The sequence below is a fragment of the Streptomyces sp. NPDC058678 genome (assembly GCF_042714835.1).
Lineage (GTDB): Bacteria > Actinomycetota > Actinomycetes > Streptomycetales > Streptomycetaceae > Streptomyces.
Window position 1 is genome coordinate 22,959 of record NZ_JBHXSG010000023.1, and the last position, 23,593, is coordinate 46,551.

At 70.5% G+C, this 23,593-nt stretch carries 23 protein-coding genes and 1 tRNA gene; 17 read left to right on the forward strand and 7 right to left on the reverse strand.

The features are described 5' to 3' along the window. The first annotated feature begins 170 nt into the window (after positions 1-170). Together ACFWWR_RS21475 and ACFWWR_RS21480 are read left to right on the forward strand one after the other, a co-directional pair. Positions 171-626 (forward strand): DUF485 domain-containing protein, encoded by a 456-nt coding sequence (locus ACFWWR_RS21475; protein ID WP_383858783.1) that lies wholly within the window; start codon positions 171-173, stop codon positions 624-626. Then, the gene (locus tag ACFWWR_RS21480; RefSeq protein ID WP_383858786.1) at positions 623-2,233 is read left to right on the forward strand and encodes a cation acetate symporter; all 1,611 of its coding nucleotides are present in this window, start codon (positions 623-625) and stop codon (positions 2,231-2,233) included. The genes ACFWWR_RS21475 and ACFWWR_RS21480 overlap by 4 nt, the downstream gene beginning before the upstream one ends. Positions 2,234-2,432: 199 nt before the next feature. Here the strand turns inward: ACFWWR_RS21480 and ACFWWR_RS21485 are convergent, their stop codons facing one another. Next, a complete protein-coding gene (locus tag ACFWWR_RS21485; RefSeq protein WP_383859124.1) occupies positions 2,433-3,287 on the reverse strand; it encodes a DivIVA domain-containing protein in 855 nt (284 codons plus the stop codon). 338 nt (positions 3,288-3,625) lie between these two features. Then, complete coding sequence (locus ACFWWR_RS21490) at positions 3,626-6,160, reverse strand: SUKH-4 family immunity protein (protein ID WP_384304888.1); 2,535 nt, start codon at positions 6,158-6,160, stop codon at positions 3,626-3,628. Here ACFWWR_RS21490 and ACFWWR_RS21495 point away from each other — a divergent pair. Beyond that, positions 6,075-6,281 carry a hypothetical protein gene (locus tag ACFWWR_RS21495; RefSeq protein WP_383859140.1) on the forward strand — a complete coding sequence of 69 codons (207 nt, stop codon included), beginning with the start codon at positions 6,075-6,077 and terminating at the stop codon, positions 6,279-6,281. The two genes, ACFWWR_RS21490 and ACFWWR_RS21495, sit on opposite strands and share 86 nt — an antisense overlap. Before the next feature lie 166 nt (positions 6,282-6,447). Here the strand turns inward: ACFWWR_RS21495 and ACFWWR_RS21500 are convergent, their stop codons facing one another. Continuing rightward, a complete protein-coding gene (locus tag ACFWWR_RS21500; RefSeq protein ID WP_383858789.1) occupies positions 6,448-7,437 on the reverse strand; it encodes an SMI1/KNR4 family protein in 990 nt (329 codons plus the stop codon). Between the two features lie 297 nt (positions 7,438-7,734). On the opposite strand from ACFWWR_RS21500, the gene ACFWWR_RS21505 reads away from it, so the two are divergent. Together ACFWWR_RS21505 and ACFWWR_RS21510 are read left to right on the forward strand one after the other, a co-directional pair. After that, on the forward strand, positions 7,735-8,331 hold the full coding sequence (locus ACFWWR_RS21505; RefSeq protein ID WP_383858792.1) for a YwqJ-related putative deaminase: 597 nt from the start codon (positions 7,735-7,737) through the stop codon (positions 8,329-8,331). Between the two features lie 164 nt (positions 8,332-8,495). After that, complete coding sequence (locus ACFWWR_RS21510) at positions 8,496-8,990, forward strand: SUKH-3 domain-containing protein (protein WP_383858795.1); 495 nt, start codon at positions 8,496-8,498, stop codon at positions 8,988-8,990. A 19-nt stretch (positions 8,991-9,009) separates the two neighbouring features. Here ACFWWR_RS21510 and ACFWWR_RS21515 read toward each other — a convergent pair whose 3' ends face one another. Next, entirely contained in the window at positions 9,010-10,320 is a 1,311-nt protein-coding gene (locus tag ACFWWR_RS21515) for a sensor histidine kinase (RefSeq protein WP_383858798.1), read from the reverse strand. Positions 10,321-10,487: 167 nt separating this feature from the next. On the opposite strand from ACFWWR_RS21515, the gene ACFWWR_RS21520 reads away from it, so the two are divergent. From ACFWWR_RS21520 to ACFWWR_RS21555, 8 genes are all read left to right on the forward strand, one after another. Continuing rightward, on the forward strand, positions 10,488-11,351 hold the full coding sequence (locus tag ACFWWR_RS21520; RefSeq protein ID WP_383858801.1) for a hypothetical protein: 864 nt from the start codon (positions 10,488-10,490) through the stop codon (positions 11,349-11,351). A gap of 27 nt (positions 11,352-11,378) precedes the next feature. Then, positions 11,379-11,450: transfer RNA gene (locus ACFWWR_RS21525), tRNA-Gln, on the forward strand. Between the two features lie 126 nt (positions 11,451-11,576). Continuing rightward, positions 11,577-13,025 carry a bifunctional UDP-N-acetylglucosamine diphosphorylase/glucosamine-1-phosphate N-acetyltransferase GlmU gene (gene glmU / locus ACFWWR_RS21530; RefSeq protein WP_383858804.1) on the forward strand — a complete coding sequence of 483 codons (1,449 nt, stop codon included), beginning with the start codon at positions 11,577-11,579 and terminating at the stop codon, positions 13,023-13,025. A gap of 137 nt (positions 13,026-13,162) precedes the next feature. After that, positions 13,163-14,143, forward strand: a complete 981-nt coding sequence (locus ACFWWR_RS21535) for a ribose-phosphate diphosphokinase (RefSeq protein ID WP_383858807.1) — start codon at positions 13,163-13,165, stop codon at positions 14,141-14,143. 185 nt (positions 14,144-14,328) lie between these two features. Continuing rightward, entirely contained in the window at positions 14,329-14,913 is a 585-nt protein-coding gene (locus ACFWWR_RS21540) for a 50S ribosomal protein L25/general stress protein Ctc (protein ID WP_383858810.1), read from the forward strand. Positions 14,914-14,983: 70 nt separating this feature from the next. Further along, positions 14,984-15,586, forward strand: coding sequence for an aminoacyl-tRNA hydrolase (gene pth, locus ACFWWR_RS21545; protein ID WP_383858813.1), 603 nt, complete (start codon positions 14,984-14,986; stop codon positions 15,584-15,586). 94 nt (positions 15,587-15,680) lie between these two features. Next, a complete protein-coding gene (locus ACFWWR_RS21550) occupies positions 15,681-16,184 on the forward strand; it encodes a hypothetical protein (protein ID WP_383858816.1) in 504 nt (167 codons plus the stop codon). 138 nt (positions 16,185-16,322) lie between these two features. After that, entirely contained in the window at positions 16,323-17,000 is a 678-nt protein-coding gene (locus tag ACFWWR_RS21555) for an LPXTG cell wall anchor domain-containing protein (RefSeq protein ID WP_383858819.1), read from the forward strand. Between the two features lie 71 nt (positions 17,001-17,071). On the opposite strand, the gene ppc is transcribed toward ACFWWR_RS21555, so the two are convergent. Further along, positions 17,072-19,813, reverse strand: coding sequence for a phosphoenolpyruvate carboxylase (ppc, locus tag ACFWWR_RS21560; protein ID WP_383858822.1), 2,742 nt, complete (start codon positions 19,811-19,813; stop codon positions 17,072-17,074). 290 nt (positions 19,814-20,103) lie between these two features. Between ppc and ACFWWR_RS21565 the strand changes: the two genes are divergently transcribed. The 4 genes from ACFWWR_RS21565 to ACFWWR_RS21580 are packed head-to-tail and all read left to right on the forward strand — an operon-like array spanning position 20,104 to position 22,325. Then, positions 20,104-21,114 carry an acyl-CoA desaturase gene (locus ACFWWR_RS21565; RefSeq protein WP_383858825.1) on the forward strand — a complete coding sequence of 337 codons (1,011 nt, stop codon included), beginning with the start codon at positions 20,104-20,106 and terminating at the stop codon, positions 21,112-21,114. Beyond that, positions 21,111-21,788, forward strand: coding sequence for a TetR family transcriptional regulator (locus ACFWWR_RS21570; protein ID WP_383858828.1), 678 nt, complete (start codon positions 21,111-21,113; stop codon positions 21,786-21,788). The genes ACFWWR_RS21565 and ACFWWR_RS21570 overlap by 4 nt, the downstream gene beginning before the upstream one ends. A gap of 40 nt (positions 21,789-21,828) precedes the next feature. After that, on the forward strand, positions 21,829-22,083 hold the full coding sequence (locus ACFWWR_RS21575) for a type II toxin-antitoxin system Phd/YefM family antitoxin (RefSeq protein WP_383858831.1): 255 nt from the start codon (positions 21,829-21,831) through the stop codon (positions 22,081-22,083). Further along, complete coding sequence (locus tag ACFWWR_RS21580) at positions 22,080-22,325, forward strand: type II toxin-antitoxin system RelE/ParE family toxin (protein ID WP_384304804.1); 246 nt, start codon at positions 22,080-22,082, stop codon at positions 22,323-22,325. The genes ACFWWR_RS21575 and ACFWWR_RS21580 overlap by 4 nt, the downstream gene beginning before the upstream one ends. Here the strand turns inward: ACFWWR_RS21580 and ACFWWR_RS21585 are convergent. Then, a complete protein-coding gene (locus ACFWWR_RS21585; RefSeq protein WP_383858838.1) occupies positions 22,300-22,683 on the reverse strand; it encodes a VOC family protein in 384 nt (127 codons plus the stop codon). The genes ACFWWR_RS21580 and ACFWWR_RS21585 overlap by 26 nt on opposite strands. Next, positions 22,683-23,498 (reverse strand): trans-aconitate 2-methyltransferase, encoded by an 816-nt coding sequence (locus ACFWWR_RS21590; protein WP_383858841.1) that lies wholly within the window; start codon positions 23,496-23,498, stop codon positions 22,683-22,685. The genes ACFWWR_RS21585 and ACFWWR_RS21590 overlap by 1 nt, the downstream gene beginning before the upstream one ends. Between the last annotated feature and the right edge of the window lie 95 nt (positions 23,499-23,593).

Genomic DNA, 23,593 nt, shown 5'->3' on the forward strand with positions numbered 1-23,593 from the left:
GCGCGCAAAAAAATCGGAGTTAATGCGGGTAACACCCGAGGTCAGCGGAGTAAGCGCGTACCGACCAATCAGTTTGGCGAAACCCTCGCGCACACGCCTACCTGCTAGTAGCGTGCGTGGCTCCGCTCGCCCACCCCCCCAAACTCCTGAGCCGCGCAAGGAGCACCGGGATGTCCTACGACCCGTCACCGTCGTACCCGTACCAGCACCCACCGCACCCACCGCACGACGTGTCACCGTCGTACGCCACCTACCCGTGGCAGCCGCCCATACCGCCCGAACCGGCAAGACAGCGCCCCCGACGGCACTCCGCCCTCGGCCACCACAGCGACCTACGCGTCCTGCGCAGCGCCTACCGCTGGCAGCGGCGCACGGCCACGCTCACCGCGCTCGGCTACTTCACGCTCTTCCTGATCCTGTCCGCGTTCGCGCCGGGCTTCATGACGAGCACGGTCGCCGACGGACTGCCCACCGGACTGCTGCTCGCCCTGATCCAACTGCCCGTCACCTGGCTGGCGGTGGGTCTGTACGAGCACACCGCCCGCCGTTACGTCGATCCGATCGCGGACCGCATCCGCAGGGAGTCCGAAGTGAACGCCAAGCGGGAGGGGGCGGCGCGGCGATGACGGGATTCAGCGATTCCGCGCAGGCGATGTCCCTGGTGGCGTTCTCGACGGTCGCCACCATCACGCTCCTGCTGTGCGTGATGACCGGCCCCGACCGGGACGACCTCGACGAGTTCTACACCGGCTACAGCTCCCTGTCCCCCATGCGCAACGGCCTGGCGATCGCCGGGGACTACATCTCCGCCGCGACCGTGCTGGGCACGGGCGGGATCATCGCCCTGTGCGGATACGACGGTGTCGTCCTCGCCCTCAGCACGGCACTGTCCCTGATGCTGCTGATGTTCCTGCTGGCCGAACCCCTGCGCAACGCGGGCCGGTTCACCATGGGCGACGCGCTGGCGCGGCGGATGCCCGGGCGGGGCGTCCGTATCGCCGCGTGTGTGGTGACCATCGCCGCGCTGATGCCGCTGATGCTGGTGCAGCTGGCCGGGACCGGCCAACTCCTCGCGTTCATCCTCGGCTTCTCCGGCGACTCACTGAAGACCGGCTGCATCATCGGGCTGGGCGCGATGATGATCAGCTATGCGGCGATCGGCGGCATGAAGGGCACCGCCCTCATCCAGATCATGAAGATCGTGATGCTGCTCGGGTCCGGCGCCGTCATCTCCGTACTGATCATGAACAGGTTCGACTGGGACCCGGGCGCGCTGTTCGACACGGCGGCGGAACAGAGCGGCGTGGGGTCCGCCTTCCTCCAGTCGGGGCTGGAGTTCGCGGGCAGTCCGCACCCCCGCCTCGACATGATCAGCGCTCAGCTGGCCGTGGTCCTCGGCGGCGGCTGCCTGCCGCACGTCACCATGCGTATGTACACCGCCTCCAGCGCCCGTCAGGTACGCCGTTCGATGTCCTGGGCGGTGTCGTCGGTGGTGCTGTTCGTGCTGGTCATCACGGTCGTCGGGTTCGGCGCGACGGCGCTGATCGGCCGGGCGGTGATCGCGCAGGCTGACCCGCAGGGCAACACGGCGTACCTGCTGGCCTCCCGGGCGGCGTTCGGCGCCGACGTCTCCACGACGGAGACCCTGCTCTTCACCACCGTCACCACGGCGATCTTCCTCACCCTGCTCGCCTCCGTCGCCGGCATGATCCTCGCCTGCGCCAACTCCCTCGCCCACGACGTGTTCGCGGCCCGTGTGCAGGAGATGTCCGAGCGCCGCGAGATGATGCTGGCGCGGTTGTCGGCCCTGGTGGTCGGCTTGGCGGCGATCGTGCTCGCCACGCTGGTCCAACACCGCAACCTGCAACCCCTGGTGACCCTGTCCTTCTGCATCGGCGCCTCCGCCATCGCCCCCGCCCTCGTCTACAGCCTCTTCTGGCGCCGCTACACCCGAACGGGCCTGCTCTGCACGCTCATCGGCGGCACGCTGGTGGTGCTGGTCCTGATGCCGGGCACGAACCTGGTCTCCGGATCCCCCGCCTCCGCCTTCCCCGAGGCCGACTTCAACTGGTTCCCGTTCACGACGACGGGCCTCGTGTCGATCCCCGCGGGCTTCGCCTTCGGGTGGCTGGGCACGGTGGCTTCGGGAAGGGCGAAGGCCGAGGAGCACAGGAGGCAGTACGAGGCAGTGGAGGGGTGGATTCTCGCCGGGGCGGTGCGGAAGGAGAACTGACGACTGCGAGGGGCGGGCGGGGCGGCTGACGGCTTTTGCTGACGGCCTCGGGGGGCGCCCGCTCCCGCTGAGTGCCGGGCGCCCCGCCACCCCCTCGCCGCCTCCCGCGATCCCCTCGCCCCCTCCCGTCACTCCCTCGCTTCCCCGCCCCCCGTCGCTTCCTCGCTGCTCCCGGCCTTCCCTCGCCGCCCGCCCCGCGTCACTCCATCGCCGCCCGCCCCGTCAGCGCCGTCAGACTGTTCCGTACGTGATCCATCTGCGCCCGCACGTCGTCCCACTGCTCCCCGTGCTCGCGCAGCACCCGCTCCGTCTCCCTGGCGATCTGCTCCTCGCGCGCCCGCGCCTCCGCGACCACCTCGGCCGCCCGCGCCTGCGCCTCCTCCTGCCGCTGCCGCGCCGACGCCTCCGCCTCGGCGAACGCCTGCTTCGCCTCCGACAGGACGGCCTCGGCCCGCGCCACCCGCTCGGCGTACAGCTCGTCCAGCGCGGCCGCCCGCTCCTCCGCCTCCCGCTCGGTCTCGGCCCAACGATCGGCATGTTCCCTGGCCTGCTCACCGAGCATCGCGGTGGTGCGCTGCCGTACCTCACGCAACGCCGCAAGGGCCTCCCCGCGCCCCTCCTTCACCTCGCGCCGGGCCCCGACGCGGATCTCGTCGGCCTCGGCGCGCGCCGCGAGCAGGCGCTGCCGGGCGCGTTCGTCGGCCTCGGAGCGTACGGCGTCGGCGTGCGCCTGCGCGGCCTCGCACACGGCGTCCGCACGCTCCCGCGCCTCCGCCACGAGGCGCTGCGCCTCCTGCCGCGCACCCTCCCGTACGGCCTCGGCCTCCTCCTGCCCGAGCTCGAAGAGCCGCCGGGCACGCTCACCGAGCGCCTCGTAGGTCTGCGGGGCGAGTTCCGCCACGGTCTCCCGCAGCAGCGCCGCCTCCGTCTCCATCTCCCTGGCGAGGACGGTGAGACGGGCGGCGCGCTCCCAGGCGGCGTCGCGGTCCTCGGAGAGGGCGCCGGCGTACGCATCGACCTGTTCGGGACGGTAGCCGCGCCCCCGTACCGCCATGACAGCCATGAATCCATGTGGCGCGACCGAAGCGCTGCTCATTCTGGAACCCCTCTCCGCCGAACCGACACGAATGGATGCGACATGATGATTTCGCGGCCATCTTGATATATCGGACGGATGTGTTCATAACGCGACACTCCGCATGAACGTCACGGTCACAGGTCCAGCTCTGAGTCCCAGGCCCGGGTCCACGGCCCCAATCCACCTCCCAGGTCCAGGTCCCAGGCCCCGGTCCGAGGTCCAGGTCATCGAGCGCACGCGAAAGGGCCGGACCCGGTCACACGACCAGGTCCGGCCCCTACCGCGCACAGCGCGTCCAGCTCAGCCGGGGCGCCTCACAGCAGCCCGTCCCACATCTGTTCCAGCAGTACCGACCACCAGCTCTCCGGCGAACCGAGCGCCGCCGGGTCGAGCGCGGCCAGCTGGGCCTGGAAGTCGACCGTCCAGCGTCCCGCCTGCTCCTGGTTCAGCCCGAACCTGAGCCGCCACATCCGGCCGAGCAGCGCCAGACACCGCTGGAACTCGGGCAGCCCCGTGTTCACGAACTGCGGCGGCACGGGCGCACCGCCCGGCCCCGTCTCCACGGGCACCGCCACGATGTTCGCCGTGCCGTACTGCACGCAGAGCGCCCGGCCGAAGTCGCTGCCCATGACGAGGTACGAGCCCGCGTCCGGGGCCGGCTGCACCCCGCGCTCGGCCGCCAGCTCCGCCAGCGTCGGCACCGGCCGCCCCGGCTGGGCCTGCGCCCAGAAGAACGGACCCATGTCCATCGGCAGTCCCGCGACCACCAGTGAGTGCGCCACGACCGGCGGCACGCCCTGCCGGGACACGGCGGCCTGCTCGAACCGGAACACCCCCGGCCCGAACGCCCCCGCCACCTCCTGCGCCACACCCTCCGGCGGAATCGGCGGCGCGGGCTGCACCTGCGGCAACGGCGCCCGGATCGGGACCGGGCGGGCAGGCCCGTCGGCGACCTGGTGCAACTCGCCCTGGTGCTCGATGAGTTGCTGCATGCCCTGCTGCCGGCTCGCGTGATCCGTGCCGTACGGCGCGATGCTCGCGATCCTCGCCTGCGGCCACTGCTCCCGGATCATCCGCGCGCAGTAAGCACCCGGCAACTCGCAGGACTCCAGCTCCGTGTGCAACTCCAGCACCTGGTCCGGCGGCACGTTCATCGCCCGCAGCTCGTGGAAGATCTGCCACTCCGGATGCGGCGTCCCCGGCGCCGAACGCCGGATCAGCTGCTGCTCGGACCCGTCCTGCGCGCGGTACCGCAGTACGGCCTGATAGCCGGGCCCGACGGTCGGCTGCCCCTGCTGCTGCGGATAGCCGTACGCCGCCGGCTGCCCCGGCATGGGCTGCCCGGGAGGCGGCATGGCGCCGGGCGGCGGCATGGCACCGGGCGGCATCGGCTGCGGAGCGCCGGGAGCTGCGCCGGGTGCCCCCGGAGGCATCCCCGGGGCGCCAGGAGCACCGGGGGCCGGCGGCGGAGGAGGCGGAGGCGCGCCGGGTCCGCCCACCGGGGGCCCGGCCAACATGGTCTCCGCGTGGTGCACGGCACCTCGCGCGCCACCGGAAGAGCCCTGTGCGCCGGGGGCGCCGGGCGGCTGAGGCGCACCAGGCGTACCCGGAACACCTGGCGCATGAGGAGCACCGGGCGCACCAGGAGCGGCCGGAGGCTGCGGCGCGGCCCCGCCAGGACCCATCCGCCCCGGATCGGCAAACATCGTGGCGGCATGGTGGACCTCGCCCGGAGGCGTACCGCCGGGCGGGTTCGGCGGACCGGCCGAGTTCGGCGCACCCGGAGCCTGCGGAGCCCCCGGCCCGCCGGCAGGTCCCCCAGGACCGTCGGGGCCGAGCGCCGACACCAACTGCGTCGGCACGTACCCACCCGCCGGCGCACCAGGCGCACCGGGCCCGGTCGGCGCGGGCGGCCCGCCCGGACGCGCGCCCGGAGTTCCCGGGGCACCCGGCGGAGGCGGCGGGTTGGCCCCGGCACGGCGTGGCGGAGGCGCCGCCTTGCTCGTCGCGGCATCGGCGATGTCCCCGGCGTTCGGCGCGAGCGACCGCCCGCCCGGAGCACCGGCCCCGGCGGCGGGAGGCTGAGGAGCCCCCGCGACACCGCCGGTCCCCTGCGGATACCCGTACGACGACGGCGCACCCGGCGGAGGCGGAGGCGTCGCACCGGGAGGCACTCCCGGCCCACCCCCAGCCTGCGGATACCCGTACGACGACGGCGCAGGCGGCGCAGGCGGAGGCGTCGCACCCGGAGACATCCCCGGCCCACCCCCAGCCTGCGGATACCCGTACGACGACGGCGCACCCGGACCGGCCGGCCCGGCCGGAGCCCCGTCCCCCGGGGGCACACCCGGCCCACCTGGAGCCCCGGCCCCCCGGGGCCCACCCGGCGCGTTCGCCTCGTCGACCGCCGGCGCGAACGCCGTCGGCGGAAGCCCGCTGCCGCCCGAGATCAGCGCCGTCTTGGCGTCCGGCGGCGCGTCCTCGTCGTCTGCGCCACTCAACGGAGGCGCGAACACGGTCGCGGGCAACGGCACCGAACGGTCCTCACCGGCATCCCCGTTGGTGTCCGTCCCGGCCCAGGGCGTGGCCCCGGCAGGCACACCGGAAGGACCGGCGGACACACCGGAAGGACCGGCCTGCGTCTGAGGAAGCGCCTCACCGCCCCTGGACGCCCCACCGGCACCAGCCCCGGCGGAAGCAGCAGCCGCACCGGAGCCGGAACCCCCGGAAGCCGCAGCCCCCCGCCGGTCCGGAATCCCCAGCTTGTCCGCCGCCTCCTGCAACCACTCCGGCGGACTCAACAAGAACGACGTCTGGTTCAGGTCGACCCGAGCAGCGGGAGCCGGCACCGCGTCGGCGACGGCATCCGCACGGCCGTACTCCTCCTCGTACCGGCGGATCACCTCACCCACCGCCAGCGAGGGCCACAGCGTGGCCTCCCCGCTGTCCCGGGCGATGACCAGCCGCTGAGCGCCGCCGTCCGAACGCGGCCCCTCCGCACGGTCCTCGGCCCACACCACGAACCCGAGGTCGAACTCCCGTACCCGCACCTCACGATGCTGGTACGCCGGCACATCCCCGTTGATCCACTCTTCGGCGCGCTCCTGCGCCTGCGCAAACGTCACCATCGTCCAGCTCACTCCCCCACCGACGAGACGGGAACGGACCGCGCGAACCCGCCGTCCACCATCAGGTTCGCCACCGTCTCCAACTCCGGCGGGTTGCCCGCCAGCCGCGACAGGAACGCGTCGAAGTCGTCACCGCACGGCAGCAGCAACCGCTCCACCCGCTCGGCCGGCGGCCACGACGGATCCACGTCCCGCACGTCGTCGTACGCGCAGAACCACACCGAACCGACCCGCTCGCCCTTCACCTTCACGGCCAGCAGACCGCCCTGCACGAAACCGACCGCCAGGTAGTCCTTGGTCAGATGGTCACGCAGGCACTTGTTGACGTACACGAGGTCGTTGACCGCCGCCTCGTCCCGCACCGTGAAGAACGGCTGGTCGATCAGCAAACCCAACTCGGCGTCCAGGGCCGCGCCCACCGGCGCACACCCACCCGCCGCCTTCAGGAACGACCGGTACGCGCCCGGCAACCGGTACCCGAGGTCCTCCTCGACGCCCAGCACCTGCGACTCCGTCACCGCCACACCCGACTTCGGCAGCCCGAAGTGCGCGGGACGCGTCTCCTGAAGCGGCCGCGTACCCCTCTTGTTCTGGTCCACCGCCGCCGTCGCGATACCGCCGTGATGCCGCAGCAACGCCTTCACGTCGACCGGCACCAACTCCAGCCTCCGCGAGATCGCCGCGTGATGCCACGTCCAGCCGTGCGGCGTCGCCACCGCCGGCACCGTGTCCCACAACTCGTGCCCCGTGGCCGCCAGGGCCGCGTTCGCCGACACGTAGTCCGTCAGCCGCAACTCGTCGACCCCGAAACCCTCAGGCGGATCGGCGATCTCAGCGACCGCACGCGCGTAGGGCGAGAAATCGGGGTAGCCGTGCTCGTCCACCCGTACCCCTCTCGGGTGACGGGCCGCCCGGACCGGATCCGGGAAATGCACGACCTGCCCGGCGTAGGCCGCGTTCGGCGGCGCGGCTTGCTGCCCGAGCCGACCTGTCGTCATGGCGGTTGCCCCCTGCGGCACTCTGGTACGACCCGTAGCGACCCTCTTCGGCCCCTACGCCCCGTATCGACTGTCTCGTCCGTCTCCACGCGTCGACCGCGTGGATCGCGGTGCCGACAGCCTATGCGGTACGACAAGACCGGTCACCGGGCACCGGTCAGCACCCCTCCGCTTCCGTGACCAGCCGTCACCCCGCCGTGACAGCCCGCCCAAACCCGGGCGTGTCGCACCGCCCCAGCTTCCGCAGCGGCCACGGCATTTGGCACTCTGTGTCGTCCGGGGGATGCTCGGGAGGGGATGACGATCATGAACGCGACACAGACGGGACCACACCCAGGACCGCGACCAGGCACGTCCGGCGACCCCCGGACCGCCCGGCACACAGGTCCGCACGCAGGCCCGCACAACGGCACGTCCGGCGATCCCCGCATCGGCTGGAGCAGCACCGACACCCCGCACGCCCCGACCCTGCGCCACCGCCGCGACGGCATACTTCCCACCGTCGCCGCCGCGCTCTCCGTACGCGGCGCCACCCTCACCGGCACCGCCGCCCGCGGCGACCAGCCCCCCGCCCTGCACCCCCTGGTCCAGGACTTCCTCGACAGCCTCCCCAGCGACCGACGCGACCGCTTCACCGGCCGCTGCGCCGAGACCCTGCTGATCTCCCGCCACATCGCCGCCATCGACGCCACCCGCAGCAAACGCGCCGCCCGCAGACCGATGACCAACGGCGAGGCCCGCAGAGCACTCAAGCAGGCCAAACTCACCGCGAGACGCATCCGCGAGGACGGCGACCCCCTGCACGGCAGCTTCGCTGCCCCCTGCCGCGCCTGCACCGCCCTCAGCGCCCACTTCGGCGTCCGCGTCGTCGACTCCACGGCGACGGACGACTGAGCCGATCAGGCACGCCCCACGTACATCACCCCGGACGTACATCACCCGGACCCACAACAACAGGACGTACACCAACAAGGCACCAGTCACGACCGCCCCCGGTCACGACAGCCGCGACCCCGACGATCTCGACGCACTCGACGCACTCGACGAACCAAGGGAAGATGCACCCCGACCGCACCTCCACCACACGCTTCCCCGTACCCGTCGACGCCGCCCTGCGCGCCGCCGGCTGGCAACCCGGACGCTGGGACATAAAGCAGGCCGAGATCTGGGCCGACGCCCTGCGGGAACACACCTCACCCGCCGGACACCGGCACGCCGTGTTCCCCGCCGCCGTCGAGGCCTGGGCCGAATTCGGCGGCCTCCACCTCGCACCCACCGGCCCCGGCCGCCAGATCGCCCCCGCCGAGCTGCACCTCGACCCGCTGCACGGCCTCCACATGGCCCGCACCCTCGGCGACCTCGGCCGCGCCCTCGACACCGCGGTCTGCCCCCTGGGCGCCGAGACCGAAACCCAGGCGCTCCTCGCCATCGACACCGAAGGCCGCGTCTACGCCCTCGACCACACCGGCGACTGGTACCTCGGCCCCGACCTCGACCAGGCCCTCGCCACCCTCGTCTCCGGCATCGAACCCATCCGCCTCACGGCAGCCTGAGGTCACACGAGCGACCGCCCTACGACGCGGCCGGAATCACCGCCGACACCCGGAAACCCCCCGCATCCGTCGGCCCCGACACGAACACACCGCCCAGCGCCACGACCCGCTCCCGCATCCCCACCAACCCGTTGCCCCCGGACGGCAACCGCGCCGACGACTCCGACGTCAGCTCCGGCGGCGGCTCGTTCTCCACCTGCATCGCGATCTCCGACACCCGGTGCGCGAGCCGTACGTGCGTCTTCGCCCCCGCCGCATGCTTGTGGACGTTCGTCAACGCCTCCTGCACCACCCGGAACGCCGTCTGCTCGATCCTCGCCGCGTACGACCGCGTCTCCCCCTCCACCGACAGATCGACCACCATCCCCGCAGCGGCCGACTGCCCCACCAGCACATCCAGATCCGACAGACACGGCCCGTCCGCACTCTCGTCGGCCGCCGCCCGAGACGCCACCGCGGCCGCGACCACCCCCACCGCCGCCAACGGCACACTGTCCCGCCGCACGGCCGCCCCACCGGTACGCAACACCCCGAGCATCTCCCGCAACTCGGTCAACGCCTGCCGCCCCATGTCCCCCACGAGCGCGGCGTTCTTCACCGCCTTCTCGGGATCCTTGCGGGCAACGGCCTGAAGCGCCGCGGCATGCACCACCATCAGGCTCACCCGATGCGCCACGACATCGTGCATCTCCCGGGCGATCCGCGTCCGCTCCTCGTTCCGAGCCCACTCCGCCCGCTCCTCGGCCCGCTCGGCGAGCAACTGAAGCTCCCGCTCCAGGCTGTCCGCCCGCTCCCGCAAGCTCTCCATCAGCCGCCGCCGGGCCCCCACATACAGCCCGAGGAGCAGCGGCGGCGCGGTCAGGCCTATCGACGTCGCGAGCGAGGCGAAGGGGACGAACCAGTCCCCCATCGTCCAGTCCCCCCGCGCCACCCCCTGCCGCACCCGCACGAACGTCACGATCAACGTCCCCACCAGCTGCATACCCGCCAGCGAACCGATGATCCGCCGCGGCAGCTCGGACGCCGCCAGCGTGTACAGGCCGACGATGCCCATCAGGAAGCCCATCCAGGCAGGCGTGATCGCGATCGACACCAGCACGACGGCGATCGGCCACTTGCGGCGCAACACCAGCACCGAGCCGGCCAGGACGCCGAACACCACCCCCGCGGCGTCCGGAAGCCCCGCGTCCCGCGCGAACGGAACCCCCTCCACCGCACACTCCACCGCGGACGCCACAGCCAGACCCACGTCCAGCACCGCACTGCGCCATCTGGTCCACCACCACGGCCCTCCCAAGGCCGTGGCGTGTTCTTCCCCCGTCGTGGTCATGCCTCCAGCCTACGGGCGCCGGGTGCCCCTTTTCCGGTGAGTTTCCTTGACTGGCCTACACCACATCGCGTGATCGAACGACAACGAAACCGACCGATATCCCTCGAACTGCTGAATCGATCACCGTTCGACCCCGGAAGATCGGATTCCACCCGGACGGTATGCCCATGGCACATCCACACGGCACAGACATGGACTTCGAGGGACTCCGGGAGCAGGCGCTCACGCTGCGACGAGCCGGCCTCAGCCGACGCCAGATCCGCGACCGCCTGCACGTCCACAACAACGACATCCTCAACCGACTTCTGGAGGGAGAGCCACCCCCGGCCTGGACGAAGCGCCCGAACGCGAAGGACGACCTGCGGGACAGGGCGAGGGAGCTACGCCTGCAGGGCTGGACGTACGACCAGATCCAGGTGGAGCTGGGGTGCTCCAAGAGTTCGATCTCGCTGTGGGTGCGGGATCTACCGAAGCCGGAGCGGCGTGACCCCGCCGAACAGGCACTGCTCGCCGCACAGAAGCGCTGGGAGCACGAGTTGCCCCTGCGCGACGCCGAGCGGCAGCAGACCAAGGCCGCGGCCACGCGCGAGGTGGGCGTACTGAGCGACCGGGAGCTGTTCCTGGCGGGCGTCGCCCTCTACTGGGCGGAGGGGGCCAAGGACAAGGCCCACGGTCGCCAGCGCCGCGAGAACCTCCAGTTCATCAACAGCGACCCGAACGTCATTCGCCTGTACCTGCGATGGCTGGAGTCGTTGGGCGTCGAACGCGAGCGCATGCGGTTCCGCGTCAGCATCCACGTATCGGCCGACCTGGGCGCCGCCCAGGCGTTCTGGGCCGAACTGGTCGGGGCGGACGCCTCCGAGTTCCAGCGCCCCACCCTCAAGAAACACAACCCCACAACGAACCGGAAGAACACGTCGGAGACCTATCGCGGCTGCCTGGTCGTCTACGTCACCAGGAGCGCCGAGTTGTACCGTCGCATGGAAGGCGCTTGGTACGGCATAGTGTTGGGTGCCATCTCGGCGATCTAACCGAATGTCCGGTTTAGCCGAGTTCCATCCCCCGTGGTGTAATTGGCAGCACTGTGGCTTTTGGTGCCATCTGTCCGGGTTCGAGTCCTGGCGGGGGAGCACATGCGCGATTCGGGCCCTGACCAGTGACAGCACTGTCAGGGCCCACTCTCATGTCCCCCACGAAACGCCCCGGTATCCTGCGGATGTCCGACCCCCACCCATCCAAAGCCGAAGGGCAACCCCGTGAGCGCCATTCGCCCGGCAGCCGTCGTCGTTCTCGCAGCGGGTGAGGGCACCCGTATGAAGTCGGCCACACCCAAGGTTCTGCACGAGATCTGTGGCCGGTCCCTCGTGGGCCATGTGCTCGCCGCCGCGCGTGAGTTGCAGCCGGAGAACCTCGTCGTGGTCGTGGGCCACGCCCGTGAGAAGGTCACCGCGCATCTGACGGAGACCGACGCCGAGGTGCGCACCGCGGTGCAGGCGCAGCAGAACGGTACGGGGCATGCCGTCCGGATGGCGTTGGAGGAGCTGGGCGGGCCGGTCGAGGGGACCGTGGTCGTCGTATGCGGGGACACGCCTCTGCTCACCGGTGCGACCTTGCGGCAGCTCGCCGCCACCCACTCCGCCGACGGCAACGCGGTGACCGTGCTGACCGCCGAGGTTCCGGACGCGACCGGTTACGGCCGGATCGTGCGCGACCACGGCTCCGGGGCCGTCACGGCGATCGTCGAGCACAAGGACGCGTCCGACTCGCAGCGGGCGATCCGGGAGATCAATTCCGGGGTGTTCGCCTTCGACGGGCAGCTTCTGGCCGACGCGCTGGGCAAGGTTCGTACGGACAACTCGCAGGGCGAGGAGTATCTGACCGACGTCCTCGGGATCCTGCGTGAGGCGGGGCATCGGGTGGGTGCCTCCGTCGCCGGTGATCATCGGGAGATCGCCGGGATCAACAACCGGGTGCAGCTTTCCGAGGCCCGGCGGATTCTCAACGACCGGCTGCTGACGGGTGCGATGCTGGCCGGCGTGACGGTCGTCGATCCGGCCACGACCTGGGTGGACGTGACCGTCACCTTCGAGCAGGACGCGGTCGTGCATCCGGGGACGCAGCTGCAGGGTTCGACGTACTTGGGTGAGGGTGCCGAGGTGGGGCCCAACAGTCGTCTCAGGGACACCCGGGTGGGTGCGGGGGCGCGGGTCGACAACACGGTCGCTGACGGGGCGGAGGTCGGTCCGCGGGCGACGGTCGGGCCGTACGCGTATCTGCGGCCCGGTACGCGTCTGGGTGCCGGGTCGAAGGTCGGTACGTACGTGGAGACGAAGAACTCCTCCATCGGGGAGGGGACGAAGGTCCCGCATCTCTCCTATGTCGGTGACGCGACGATCGGCGATCACACGAACATCGGTGCGGCGAGCGTGTTCGTGAACTACGACGGGCAGGACAAGCACCACACGACCGTCGGGTCTCACTGTCGTACCGGTTCGGACAACATGTTTGTGGCGCCTGTCACGGTCGGGGACGGTGCGTACACCGCCGCCGGGTCCGTGATCACGAAGGATGTGCCGCCCGGTTCTTTGGCCGTGGCCCGCGGTCAGCAACGGAATATCGAGGGTTGGGTGGCCCGCAAGCGTCCGGGGAGCGCGGCCGCGAAGGCGGCTGAGGCGGCCTCGCGGCAGGGTGAGAGCGAAGGCTGACCGGAAACGGGTGCGTCGGACACGGCGTACCGTGATAAGTGCACACCCGTACGCCCCACCAGCCGAGACGGTCCTCTCGCAGCCAGCTGAGACGGTCCATCGGTACCCAGTTGAGACACCTCTGAGGAGACAGTGCTGTGACCGGGATCAAGACGACCGGCGAGAAGAAGATGATGTTCTTCTCCGGCCGCGCCCACCCCGAGCTTGCCGAGGAGGTCGCCCAGCAGCTGGGTGTCGGGGTTGTCCCGACGAAGGCCTTCGACTTCGCGAACGGCGAGATCTATGTGCGCTATCAGGAGTCGGCTCGCGGTGCGGACTGCTTTCTGATCCAGAGCCACACGGCTCCGATCAACAAGTGGATCATGGAGCAGTTGATCATGATCGACGCGCTGAAGCGCGCGTCGGCCCGCTCCATCACCGTCATCGTGCCGTTCTACGGTTACGCGCGGCAGGACAAGAAGCACCGCGGACGTGAACCGATCTCGGCGCGTCTGATCGCGGACATGATGAAGACGGCCGGTGCCCACCGGATCCTGACCGTCGATCTGCACACGGACCAGATCCAGGGCTTCTTCGACGGCCCGGTGGATCATCTGTTCGCCCTTCCCCTGCTCGCGGACTACGTGGGCAAGAAGGTCGACAAGAACAAGCTGACGGTCGTGTCCCCGGACGCGGGCCGGGTGCGGGTCGCCGACCGCTGGTGCGACCGGCTGGGCGCTCCGCTGGCCATCGTGCACAAGCGGCGCGACAAGGACGTGGCGAACCAGGTGACCGTCCACGAGGTCGTGGGTGAGGTCAAGGGCCGGGTGTGTGTGCTGGTCGACGACATGATCGACACCGGCGGCACGATCTGCGCGGCCGCGGACGCGCTGTTCGCGCACGGTGCGGAGGACGTCATCGTGACGGCGACGCACGGTGTGCTGTCGGGTCCGGCGGCGGACCGGCTGAAGAACTCGCGGGTGAGCGAGTTCATCTTCACGGACACGCTGCCGACGCCGGGTGAGCTGGGTGCGGACCTGGACAAGATCAAGGTGCTGTCGATCGCGCCGACGATCGCGAGCGCGGTGCGTGAGGTGTTCGAGGACGGTTCGGTGACGAGCCTGTTCGACGAGCAGTAAGCACTGCCTCGAAGATCCTTTTGGGTGTGGCCTCCCTGCCGAGTAGACTGCTCAAGTTGCTCGGCGAGGGAGGCCGTACCGCTTTTCAGGAGGCGTACGGCGGTCCGTTATCGACGCGCTCTTCGTAGCAGGCCGATTGTTTGGCCGGGTGACCACCTTCCCCGACTGTTCTACGAGGAGTGACCATGGCTGACGTCAAGCTCGCCGCCGAGACCCGTACCGAGTTCGGCAAGGGTGCGGCCCGCCGTATCCGCCGTGACAACAAGGTTCCCGCCGTTGTCTACGGTCACGGTGCCGAGCCGGCCCACATCACGCTGCCGGGCCACGAGCTGCAGCTCGCCCTGCGCACCCCGAACGTCCTGCTGACGCTGGACATCGAGGGCAAGACCCAGCTGGCGATCCCGAAGGCCGTGCAGCGTGACGCGATCAAGGGCTTCCTGGAGCACGTCGACCTGCTTCTGGTGACGCGCGGCGAGAAGGTCAACGTCGAGGTCTACGTCCACACCGAGGGCGAGCTCGCGCCGGGCGCCTACCTGCTCGAGCACGTGCTGAGCACGCTGAACGTCGAGGCCGAGGCCACGCACATCCCGGAGTCGGTCACCGTCTCCATCGCGGGCCTGGAGGCCGGTGACTCCATCCTCGCCAAGGACATCCCGCTGCCCGAGGGCACCACGCTGGTGACCGACGAGGACGCGGTCGTCCTCCAGATCCTGGCCGCCCAGGCCGAGGAGGCCCCGGCGGAGGGCGAGGCCGAGGCCACCGAGGCCTGATCCTCCCCGGAATACCGGCTGTCGGCCGCCGCTCCCCTCGGGGGCGGCGGTCGGCGCGTATCAAGGAGACATGCACGTGACGACCGATGCAGGCGCCCCTTGGCTGATCGTCGGGCTGGGTAATCCCGGGCCGGAGTACGCCGCCAACCGGCACAACGTCGGCTTCATGGTCGCCGATCTGCTCGCGGAGCGGATCGGGGGCCGGTTCAAGCGGGCCGGGAAGGCGCAGGCGCAGGTCGTGGAGGGGCGGATCGGGCCCCCCGGGCCGGCGAACCGGCGGGTGGTGCTGGCCAAGCCGATGTCGTACATGAACCTGTCGGGCGGGCCGGTGAACGCGCTGAAGGACTTCTACAAGGTGCCTGTGGCGAACATCGTGGCCGTTCATGACGAGCTGGACATCGACTACGGCGTGCTGCGGCTCAAGCTCGGTGGCGGGGACAACGGGCACAACGGTCTGAAGTCGATGACGAAGGTGATGGGTGCGGACTATCACCGGGTGCGGTTCGGGATCGGGCGGCCTCCGGGGCGTATGCCGGTCGCGGACTTCGTGCTGAAGGACTTCTCGTCGGCGGAGCGCAAGGAGCTGGACTACTTCGTGGACCGGGCGGCGGACGCGGTGGAGTGCCTGGTGATCGACGGGCTGGAGCGGGCGCAGGGGACGTACAACTCCTGAGGCCTGAGGGAAGGGGCGGGGAAAGGTACGTACAACTGGCGACTTTTCCGCCACCGGCACCCGGCGAAGTTGACCGACCGCAGCGCCATGGCCAATGATCCCCGCCATGCCCGCCACTGCCGCCACCTCCCGCCAGGCCTCCGCCACCGCGCTGCGGTTCGGGCGGCTGGCGGCGATGGGTACGGTCGCGGCGCTGATCCTGATCGCCGGTGTGTGGGCGTCCTGGGGGACGGCCCAGCACGTGATGCTCACCAAGGGGCGCGAGCGGGGCACGGTCGAAGTGACGCGGTGCGGCGAGGACACCTGCACGGGGCCGTACACGCCGGCGTCGGTGGGGTCGACCGCCCGCAGGAGCGTGGTCATCGAGCACACGGTGGCCGTGCGCAAGGGGCGGACGTACGACGTGGTCGTGAAGCCCGGCAGCGACGACGTGGTGCGTTCCGGTCCCGCCGGGATCCTCTACTCGTGGGTGCCGATGGGCGGCGCGCTGCTGCTCGCCTCGGTCGTGGTGGCGGGCGGGCTGCGGCGGACTCGGGTCGCGTGGGTGATGGCGGGCTCGGGGGTCGCGCTGCTCACGGCCGTGTTCGTGACGATCTGATGGGTTTCGCCGTTCTCAGGTCCTGTGGAGGAACTGAGTGTTGCCTGTTCGTGATTGACCTGGTCACGGCGGGCGCTGGAAGCTGAGCCGCCCCCTCCACATCTTCCCGCTCACATCTCGAAGATGGACTGCTGCCCCATGCGTATTCTCCCTCGCGCCGGCGTTCTGTCCGCCGTCGCAGCGGCGGCCTTCCTGGCCGCTCCCCTCGCACACGCCACAGCTCCCGGCGACAACGGCACCGTGAAGATCCACGACGCCACCACCGGCGAGGAGCTCCGCAAGAACGAGCCCCACGTCTGCACCTTCTACCTCGACGCCTTCGGCTTCGACGCCGTCCAGGAGGTCGACTGGCACATCGAGGCGTGGGCCCCGACGGCCGACGTCAAGGGCGAGACGGTGAAGTCCGGCGAGATCACCCTGGACGCCGACGGCCACGGCCGTACGGACGACCTGTCGCTGCCCGACGGCCACTACAAGCTGTTCTGGAACTTCGAGGGCGAGAACGGCGCCGCCAAGCACAAGGTGTTCTGGACGGACTGCGAGGACGACGGGGACGGCGGCGGTTCGACGCCGTCCGGGTCTGCCTCGCCGAGCTCCTCGGCGGGCGAGTCGGCCGACCCGTCCGCGTCGCCGAGCCCGGGCTCCTCCGCGGGCGAGTCGGCGGCCCCGTCGGCCTCCTCCTCCCCGTCCGCCCAGGGCACCGGCGGCGACCTCGCCGAGACCGGCAACGGCGCCCCGGTCGGTCTGCTGTCCGGCCTCGCGGCCGCGCTGGTCGCGGGGGGCGGTTACCTGATGTTCCGTCGCCGTAAGGCCTGATCGCACGCACGAAGGTGCCCCCGAGCCCGCTGTTACGAGGCTCGGGGGCACCTTTGTGTCCGAGGGGGCCGTCAGCCGGTGTTGCGCAGGCCCGCCGCCACGCCGTTGACCGTCAGCAGCAGGGCGCGGGACAGCAGCGGGTCGGGCTGTTCGCCGGCGGCTGCCGCGTCGCGCTGGCGCTTGAGGAGGGTGACCTGGAGGTAGGAGATCGGGTCCAGGTAGGCGTCGCGGATGGTGAAGGTCTGCTTGAGGACCGGGGTGGCGTCGAGCAGTTCCTTCTCGCCCGTCACCTTCAGCACCTCGCGCACGGTCAGTTCGTGCTCGGCCTTGATGGTGTCGAAGACGTGCTTCAGGTCGTCCGGGACGAGGGTGTCGACGTAGTGGGTGGCGATCCGCAGGTCCGTCTTGGCCAGTGTCATCTCGACGTTGGAGACGAAGTTGCGGAAGAAGTGCCACTGCTCGTGCATCTCGTCGAGCACGGTGTCCAGGCCGGCCTCGCGCAGGGCCTTCAGGCCGGAGCCGACGCCGAACCAGCCGGGCACGATCTGCCGGGACTGGGTCCAGCCGAACACCCACGGGATGGCGCGCAGGCCGTCGAGACCGGCGCCGGAGTCGGGCCTTCTGGAGGGCCGCGATCCCAGGTGCAGGTCGGCGAGCTGGTCGACCGGGGTGGCCTTGAAGAAGTAGGCGGGCAGGTCGGGGTCCTCGACGAGGCGGCGGTAGGCCGAGTGGGCGGCGTCGGACACCAGGTCCATGGCCGCGTCCCAGCGGGCCAGCGCCTCGTCGGACTGGCGGGGCGCGGTGTGCAGGGCGGAGGCCTGCAGGGTGGCCGCGACCGTGAGCTCCAGGTTCTCCCGGGCCAGGGAGGGCACGAGGTACTTGTCGGAGATGACCTCGCCCTGCTCGGTCACCTTGATCTCGCCCTCCAGGGTGCCCCAGGGCTGGGCGAGGATCGCGTCGTGCGAGGGGCCGCCACCGCGGCCGACGGTGCCGCCGCGGCCGTGGAACAGCCTCAGCCGCACCCCGTACCGGTGGGCGACGTCACGCAGGCGCCGCTGGGCGCGGTGGATCTCCCACTGCGAGGTCGTGATGCCGCCGAACTTCGAGGAGTCGGAGTAGCCGAGCATGACCTCCTGGACGTCGCCCCGCAGCGCGACCAGGCGCCGGTAGGACGGGTCGGAGAGCATGTCCTCCAGGATGGTGTCGGCGGCCTTGAGCTCGTCGGTGGTCTCCAGGAGCGGCACGATGCCGATCTTGGCCCAGCCGGCGTGCAGGTCGAGCAGACCCGCCTCGCGGGCGAGGACGGCGGCGGCGAACACGTCGTCGGCGCCCTGGCACATCGAGATGATGTACGACTCGATGACCTCGGGCCCGAAGACCTCCAGGGCCCGCTTCACGGTCTGGAAGACGCCGAGGGTCTTCTCGCCGGCCGCGTCCACGGGCGCCGGGCTGGGCGCGAGAGGACGGCGGGAGCGCAGCTCCTTGGCGAGCAGCTTGCCCCGGTACTCGCGGGGCATGTCGGCGTAGCGCCAGGACTCCTCGCCGAGCCGGTCGAAGAGCTGGCCGAGGGCGTGGTGGTGGGCGTCCGCGTGTTCGCGTACGTCCATGGTGGCGAGTTGGAGGCCGAACGCGCCGAGCGTGCGGATCGTACGGTCCATGCGGCCGTCGGCGAAGAGGCCGCCGCGGTGCTCGCGCAGGGAGGTCTGGATCAGCTTCAGGTCGTGCAGCAGCTCGGCGGTGCCTAGGTAGTCGCGGCCCTCCTCGTGCGGGATGCCCTTGGCCAGGCGCGTCTTGGTGTTCTCGAGCTTCTGCCGGATGCAGGTGGCCTTGAGGCGGTAGGGCTCCTCGGCGTTGAGGCGCTTGTAGCGGGGGCTGATCTCCGGGAGGCGCTCCAGGTCGGTGCCGAGGGAGTCCAGGAGGTCGTCGGTGGCGCCGGTGTAGCGGATGGAGTTGGAGAGGAAGCCGCGGAGCTCGTCGATCATGTCCAGGGCGTCGTTGATGCCGTGCTCGTGCTGGAGGATCAGGACGTCCCAGGTGACCTGCGGGGTCACGTTCGGGTTGCCGTCGCGGTCGCCGCCGATCCAGGTGCCGAAGGTGAGGGGCCGGGTGTTGTCGGGGAGCTTCACCCCGACCCGCTCCAGCTCGGCCGTCAGGTCCTCCAGGACGTCACCGACCGCGCCCGCGTGCAGCTCGTCCAGGTAGTAGATGGCGTTGCGGGCCTCGTCGGCGGGCTCCGGGCGGACGACGCGCAGCTCGTCCGTCTGCCACACCAGGTCGATGTTCTCGGCCAGGCGGGTGTCGTAGCGGCGGCGGTCGGCCTCTATCACCGGCGTCTCCAGGAGCGCGGCGATGCGCCGCAGCTTGTTGAGGACCGAGCGGCGGGCGGCCTCGGTGGGGTGGGCGGTGAACACCGGGCGGACGTTCAGGTTGGCGACCGACTGGCGCAGGTGCTCGGGGTCGGCGTCCTTGAGGCGGTCGGCCGTACGGGCCAGGAGGCTGCCCTCGGCGGCGCGCTTGGCGCGCAGTTCCCGGCCGCGGTGGACCTGCTCGGTGACGTTGGCCAGGTGGAAGTAGGTGGAGAAGGCGCGGACCAGCTTGGCCGCGGTCTGCAGTTCGGTGCCGCGCAGCAGCTCGGCGGCGGCTTCGCCGTCCTCACGGGTGAGGCGGCGGACCTTCTCGACCAGTTCGAGCAGCTCGGGACCCTCCTGTCGGACGAGGGTCTCGCCGAGGAGGTCACCCAGTCGCCTGATGTCGGCGCGCAGCTCACTGCTGGTCGACATGGTGCTCGTAGTCAGGTCGTCGGCACTGCTCACAGGTGCGGCTCCTTGCAGTGTTGAAGCTCGTGCGAGAGGGGAACCCGGATGGCGGTCAGGCGGCTGCTGCCGCATACGGGCCGGATCATCCGGGAAGAAATCAGAGCGGACCGCGCTGTCCGACCGATCCAAGGATAGGTGTCCATGCGGACGCGCAGAATGTCGGGCTCTTGCCGCAGGGCGACCCGCTGCCATACTTACGATGCCGTAGGTTACGGAACCGTAGGAAACACCGCACGGTTCTCCTTGCCCGGCACCAGCCTCAATCCAAGACCCCACAGGGGACACGCATGACCTCAAGCTCCGACGTGATCGAAGGCTCCTCGAAGCCGGCCGACGAGACCCCCGCGCCCTCCGCCACGCTGGGTGGCGAGCAGAAGCGTTCGATCGAGCAGATCACCTTGCTGCTCTTCATCACCGTCCCGTTCCTCGCGCTGCTGGCGGCCGTGCCCCTGGCCTGGGGCTGGGGCGTGAGCTGGCTGGACCTCGGCCTTCTGGTCTTCTTCTACTACCTGGGGTGCCACGGCATCACGATCGGTTTCCACCGCTACTTCACCCACGGCTCCTTCAAGGCGAAGCGACCCCTGCGGATCGCCCTGGCGATCATGGGCTCGATGGCTGTCGAGGGGCCGTTGGTGCGCTGGGTGGCCGACCACCGCAAGCACCACAAGTTCTCCGACGCCGAGGGCGACCCGCATTCGCCGTGGCGTTTCGGGGAGACGCTCCCGGCGCTGATGAAGGGCCTGTGGTGGGCGCACATCGGCTGGATGTTCGACGAGGAGCAGACCCCGCAGGACAAGTACGCCCCGGACCTGATCAAGGACAAGGCGATCCGGACGATCTCCCGGCAGTTCATCCTGTGGACGATCCTCTCGCTGGCGCTGCCCGCGGTGATCGGCGGTCTGGTGACGATGTCCTGGTGGGGCGCGTTCACCGGCTTCTTCTGGGGCTCGCTGGTCCGGGTGGCCCTGCTGCACCACGTCACCTGGTCGATCAACTCGATCTGCCACGCGGTCGGCAAGCGGCCGTTCAAGTCGCGCGACCGTTCGGGCAACGTGTGGTGGCTGGCGGTCCTGTCGTGCGGCGAGTCCTGGCACAACCTGCACCACGCCGACCCGACGTCGGCACGGCACGGGGTGGAGCGGGGGCAGCTGGACTCCTCGGCGCGGTTCATTCGCTGGTTCGAGATGCTCGGCTGGGCCTATGACGTGCGCTGGCCGTCACGCTCGCGTATCGATTCTCGCCGTAATGCGGATGAGGACGGTTCCCGACGCAAGAGGGAGACGGCCGAGGCGGCATGATTGACGCCGTGGCGACCGACTCCAGCAGCACCCCGAGCAATGAGAAGCCGCGGCGTGCGCGTCGCACCCGGATGACCGGTGCGGAGCGTCGCCAGCAGCTGCTGGAGATCGGTCGCACCCTCTTCGCCGCGAAGGGCTTCGAGGGCACGTCGGTGGAGGAGATCGCGGCGAAGGCCGGGGTGTCCAAGCCGGTGGTCTACGAGCACTTCGGCGGCAAGGAGGGGCTGTACGCGGTGGTGGTCGACCGTGAGATGCGGCGCCTGCTGGACATGGTGACGAGCTCGTTGACGGCCGGTCATCCGCGTGAGCTGTGCGAGCAGGCCGCTTTCGCGTTGCTGGACTACATCGAGGAGTACACGGACGGTTTCCGGATCCTGGTCCGTGACTCCCCCATCCCCCAGTCGACGGGTTCCTTCGCGTCCCTGATCTCGGACATCGCCACCCAGGTGGAGGACATCCTGGGCCGCGAGTTCAAGAACCGCGGCTTCGACTCCAAGCTGGCCCCGCTGTACGCGCAGGCGCTGGTCGGCATGGTCGCGCTGACCGGCCAGTGGTGGCTGGACGTCCGCCGCCCGAAGAAGGCGGAGGTCGCAGCCCATCTCGTGAACCTGGCGTGGCACGGGCTGGATGGGCTGGAGGCGAAGCCGCACCTGATAGGGCGCCGGAAGAACTGAATCAATGGATCACAAGATTAACCTTGTGACACATGTGGGCGTGACTGAGATCACGATCAGCGCGGCCCGTGCCCAGCTCGGCGACCTGGTGCGTCGCGCGGCCCACAGCCGCGAGACCATCGCCCTCACCGACCACGGGCATGTGGCCGCGCTCCTCGTCTCTCCGCAGGTGATAGAGGACCTCGAAGACGCCCTGGCAGTCGCCGATTACCAGCGGCGCAAGGCGGAGGGAACGCTGAAGCCCGGCATTCCCATGGCCGAGGTGCGCAGGCGACTGGGGCTCGAGCGAGAGTGACCTACGAGATCATCTTCGAACCGCATGCCCTCGACTCCGCGGCCCGGTTCCTGAAAGAGGACCCGCGCGGCCTGGCCGCGACCTTGGCCGCCATCGATGAGCTCGCGCACAATCCACGTCCGGCGTCCTCGGCACCGTACGGCGTGAACATCCGGCGCCTCCGCGTCGGCGACCACCGCGTCGTGTACGTCATCGACGACGAAGTGATCCACATCGTCACCCACCTGGGCCGAACGGACTGACCACCGGCTCCAGGAACTCCAGGCGGTTGCCCACCGGGTCCTCGGTGTAGAACCGCCGGTGACCCGGCAGGTCGTCGTCCCAGGTGACCGTCGCTCCACGGGCCTCCAGCGCGGCCGCGTACGCCCCGATGCCCGTCACCCGCAGCCCCGGATGGGCCTTCTTCGCGGCCCGGAAGTCGTTCTCGATGCCCAGGTGCAGCTGTACGCCGCCCGCCTGGAACCAGCACCCGCCGCGCGCCGCGAGCACCGGTGGTTTCGGGATCTCCGTCATGCCGAGGACGCCGGCGTAATACGCCCGCAGCCGCTCCTCGGAGCCGGGCGGGGCCGCGAGCTGCACATGGTCCACGGCGGTGATCATCACGCCTCCTTGCGGGCGACCGCGAAGATTCGGCGGAAGGGGAAGGGTGTGCCGTGCGCGCCGGTCGGATAGGCCTCGCGCAGGGCCGCCCGGTAGGTGCTCACGAACTCGTCCCTGGCCGCCGGGTCGTCGTCGAGGGCGGTGAGGACGGGGCGCAGGCCGGTGCCCTTCACCCAGTCCAGCACCGGGTCCTCGCCCTCCAGCAGATGGACGTACGTCGTCTCCCACACGTCCGCGGTGCAGCCGAGGTCGGCCAGCCGCTCCAGGTAGGCCTCGGGTACTAGGACGGCGTCGTCGTGCCGCAGGGTGTCGGCGAGGCGGTTTTTCCAGCGGGCGGAGTGGGCGAGTTCGCGCATCAGCAGGTGGCTGGGGGCGTCGAAGTTGCCGGGGACCTGGAAGGCGAAGGTGCCGCCCGCCTTCAGGCCGGCCACCCACTCCGCGAACCGTTCCACGTGGCCGGGCACCCACTGGAGGGTGGCGTTGCTGACGATCAGGTCGTACGGCTCCGGCGGCGTCCAGCTCCGTACGTCGGCGTGGGCGAAGTCGAGGCGGCCGCCGCCGGGGGTGGACCCGGCGTGGTCCACGTGTGCCTTGTCGAGCATCTCCGGCGAGTTGTCGTACCCGGTGATGTGCGCGGTGGGCCAGCGGTCGGCGAGCAGGGTCGTGACGTTGCCGGGCCCGCAGCCGAGGTCGGCGACGCGGGGCGGCTCACCGGGAAGGTCGGGGACGCGGGCGAGGAGGTCGACGAAGGGGCGGGCGCGGTGGTCGGCGTGGCGCAGGTACTGGGCGGGGTCCCAGGTGGGGGCGGCGGGCATGGGGGGCCTCCTCGTCGTCGTGGCCGTTCTGACGGGTTCCCAGCCTGACCCCGATTTAGCTCGCCGTCAAGAATGTTGACGTCAAGAGACTTCAC

Excerpts from the sequence above, each read along its gene's own strand:
- ACFWWR_RS21570 (WP_383858828.1), top strand. The coding sequence starts at position 21,111 with ATGATTGACGCCGTGGCGACCGACTCCAGCAGCACCCCGAGCAATGAG.
- ACFWWR_RS21500 (WP_383858789.1), bottom strand. The coding sequence starts at position 7,437 with ATGACGACAGGTCGGCTCGGGCAGCAAGCCGCGCCGCCGAACGCGGCC.
- ACFWWR_RS21590 (WP_383858841.1), bottom strand. The coding sequence starts at position 23,498 with ATGCCCGCCGCCCCCACCTGGGACCCCGCCCAGTACCTGCGCCACGCC.
- ACFWWR_RS21555 (WP_383858819.1), top strand. The coding sequence starts at position 16,323 with ATGCGTATTCTCCCTCGCGCCGGCGTTCTGTCCGCCGTCGCAGCGGCG.
- ACFWWR_RS21520 (WP_383858801.1), top strand. The coding sequence starts at position 10,488 with ATGGCACATCCACACGGCACAGACATGGACTTCGAGGGACTCCGGGAG.
- ACFWWR_RS21505 (WP_383858792.1), top strand. The coding sequence starts at position 7,735 with ATGACGATCATGAACGCGACACAGACGGGACCACACCCAGGACCGCGA.
- ACFWWR_RS21480 (WP_383858786.1), top strand. The coding sequence starts at position 623 with ATGACGGGATTCAGCGATTCCGCGCAGGCGATGTCCCTGGTGGCGTTC.
- ACFWWR_RS21475 (WP_383858783.1), top strand. The coding sequence starts at position 171 with ATGTCCTACGACCCGTCACCGTCGTACCCGTACCAGCACCCACCGCAC.
- ACFWWR_RS21515 (WP_383858798.1), bottom strand. The coding sequence starts at position 10,320 with ATGACCACGACGGGGGAAGAACACGCCACGGCCTTGGGAGGGCCGTGG.
- ACFWWR_RS21510 (WP_383858795.1), top strand. The coding sequence starts at position 8,496 with ATGCACCCCGACCGCACCTCCACCACACGCTTCCCCGTACCCGTCGAC.
- pth (WP_383858813.1), top strand. The coding sequence starts at position 14,984 with ATGCACGTGACGACCGATGCAGGCGCCCCTTGGCTGATCGTCGGGCTG.
- ACFWWR_RS21540 (WP_383858810.1), top strand. The coding sequence starts at position 14,329 with ATGGCTGACGTCAAGCTCGCCGCCGAGACCCGTACCGAGTTCGGCAAG.
- ACFWWR_RS21485 (WP_383859124.1), bottom strand. The coding sequence starts at position 3,287 with ATGGCGGTACGGGGGCGCGGCTACCGTCCCGAACAGGTCGATGCGTAC.
- ACFWWR_RS21550 (WP_383858816.1), top strand. The coding sequence starts at position 15,681 with ATGATCCCCGCCATGCCCGCCACTGCCGCCACCTCCCGCCAGGCCTCC.
- ACFWWR_RS21565 (WP_383858825.1), top strand. The coding sequence starts at position 20,104 with ATGACCTCAAGCTCCGACGTGATCGAAGGCTCCTCGAAGCCGGCCGAC.
- ACFWWR_RS21585 (WP_383858838.1), bottom strand. The coding sequence starts at position 22,683 with ATGATCACCGCCGTGGACCATGTGCAGCTCGCGGCCCCGCCCGGCTCC.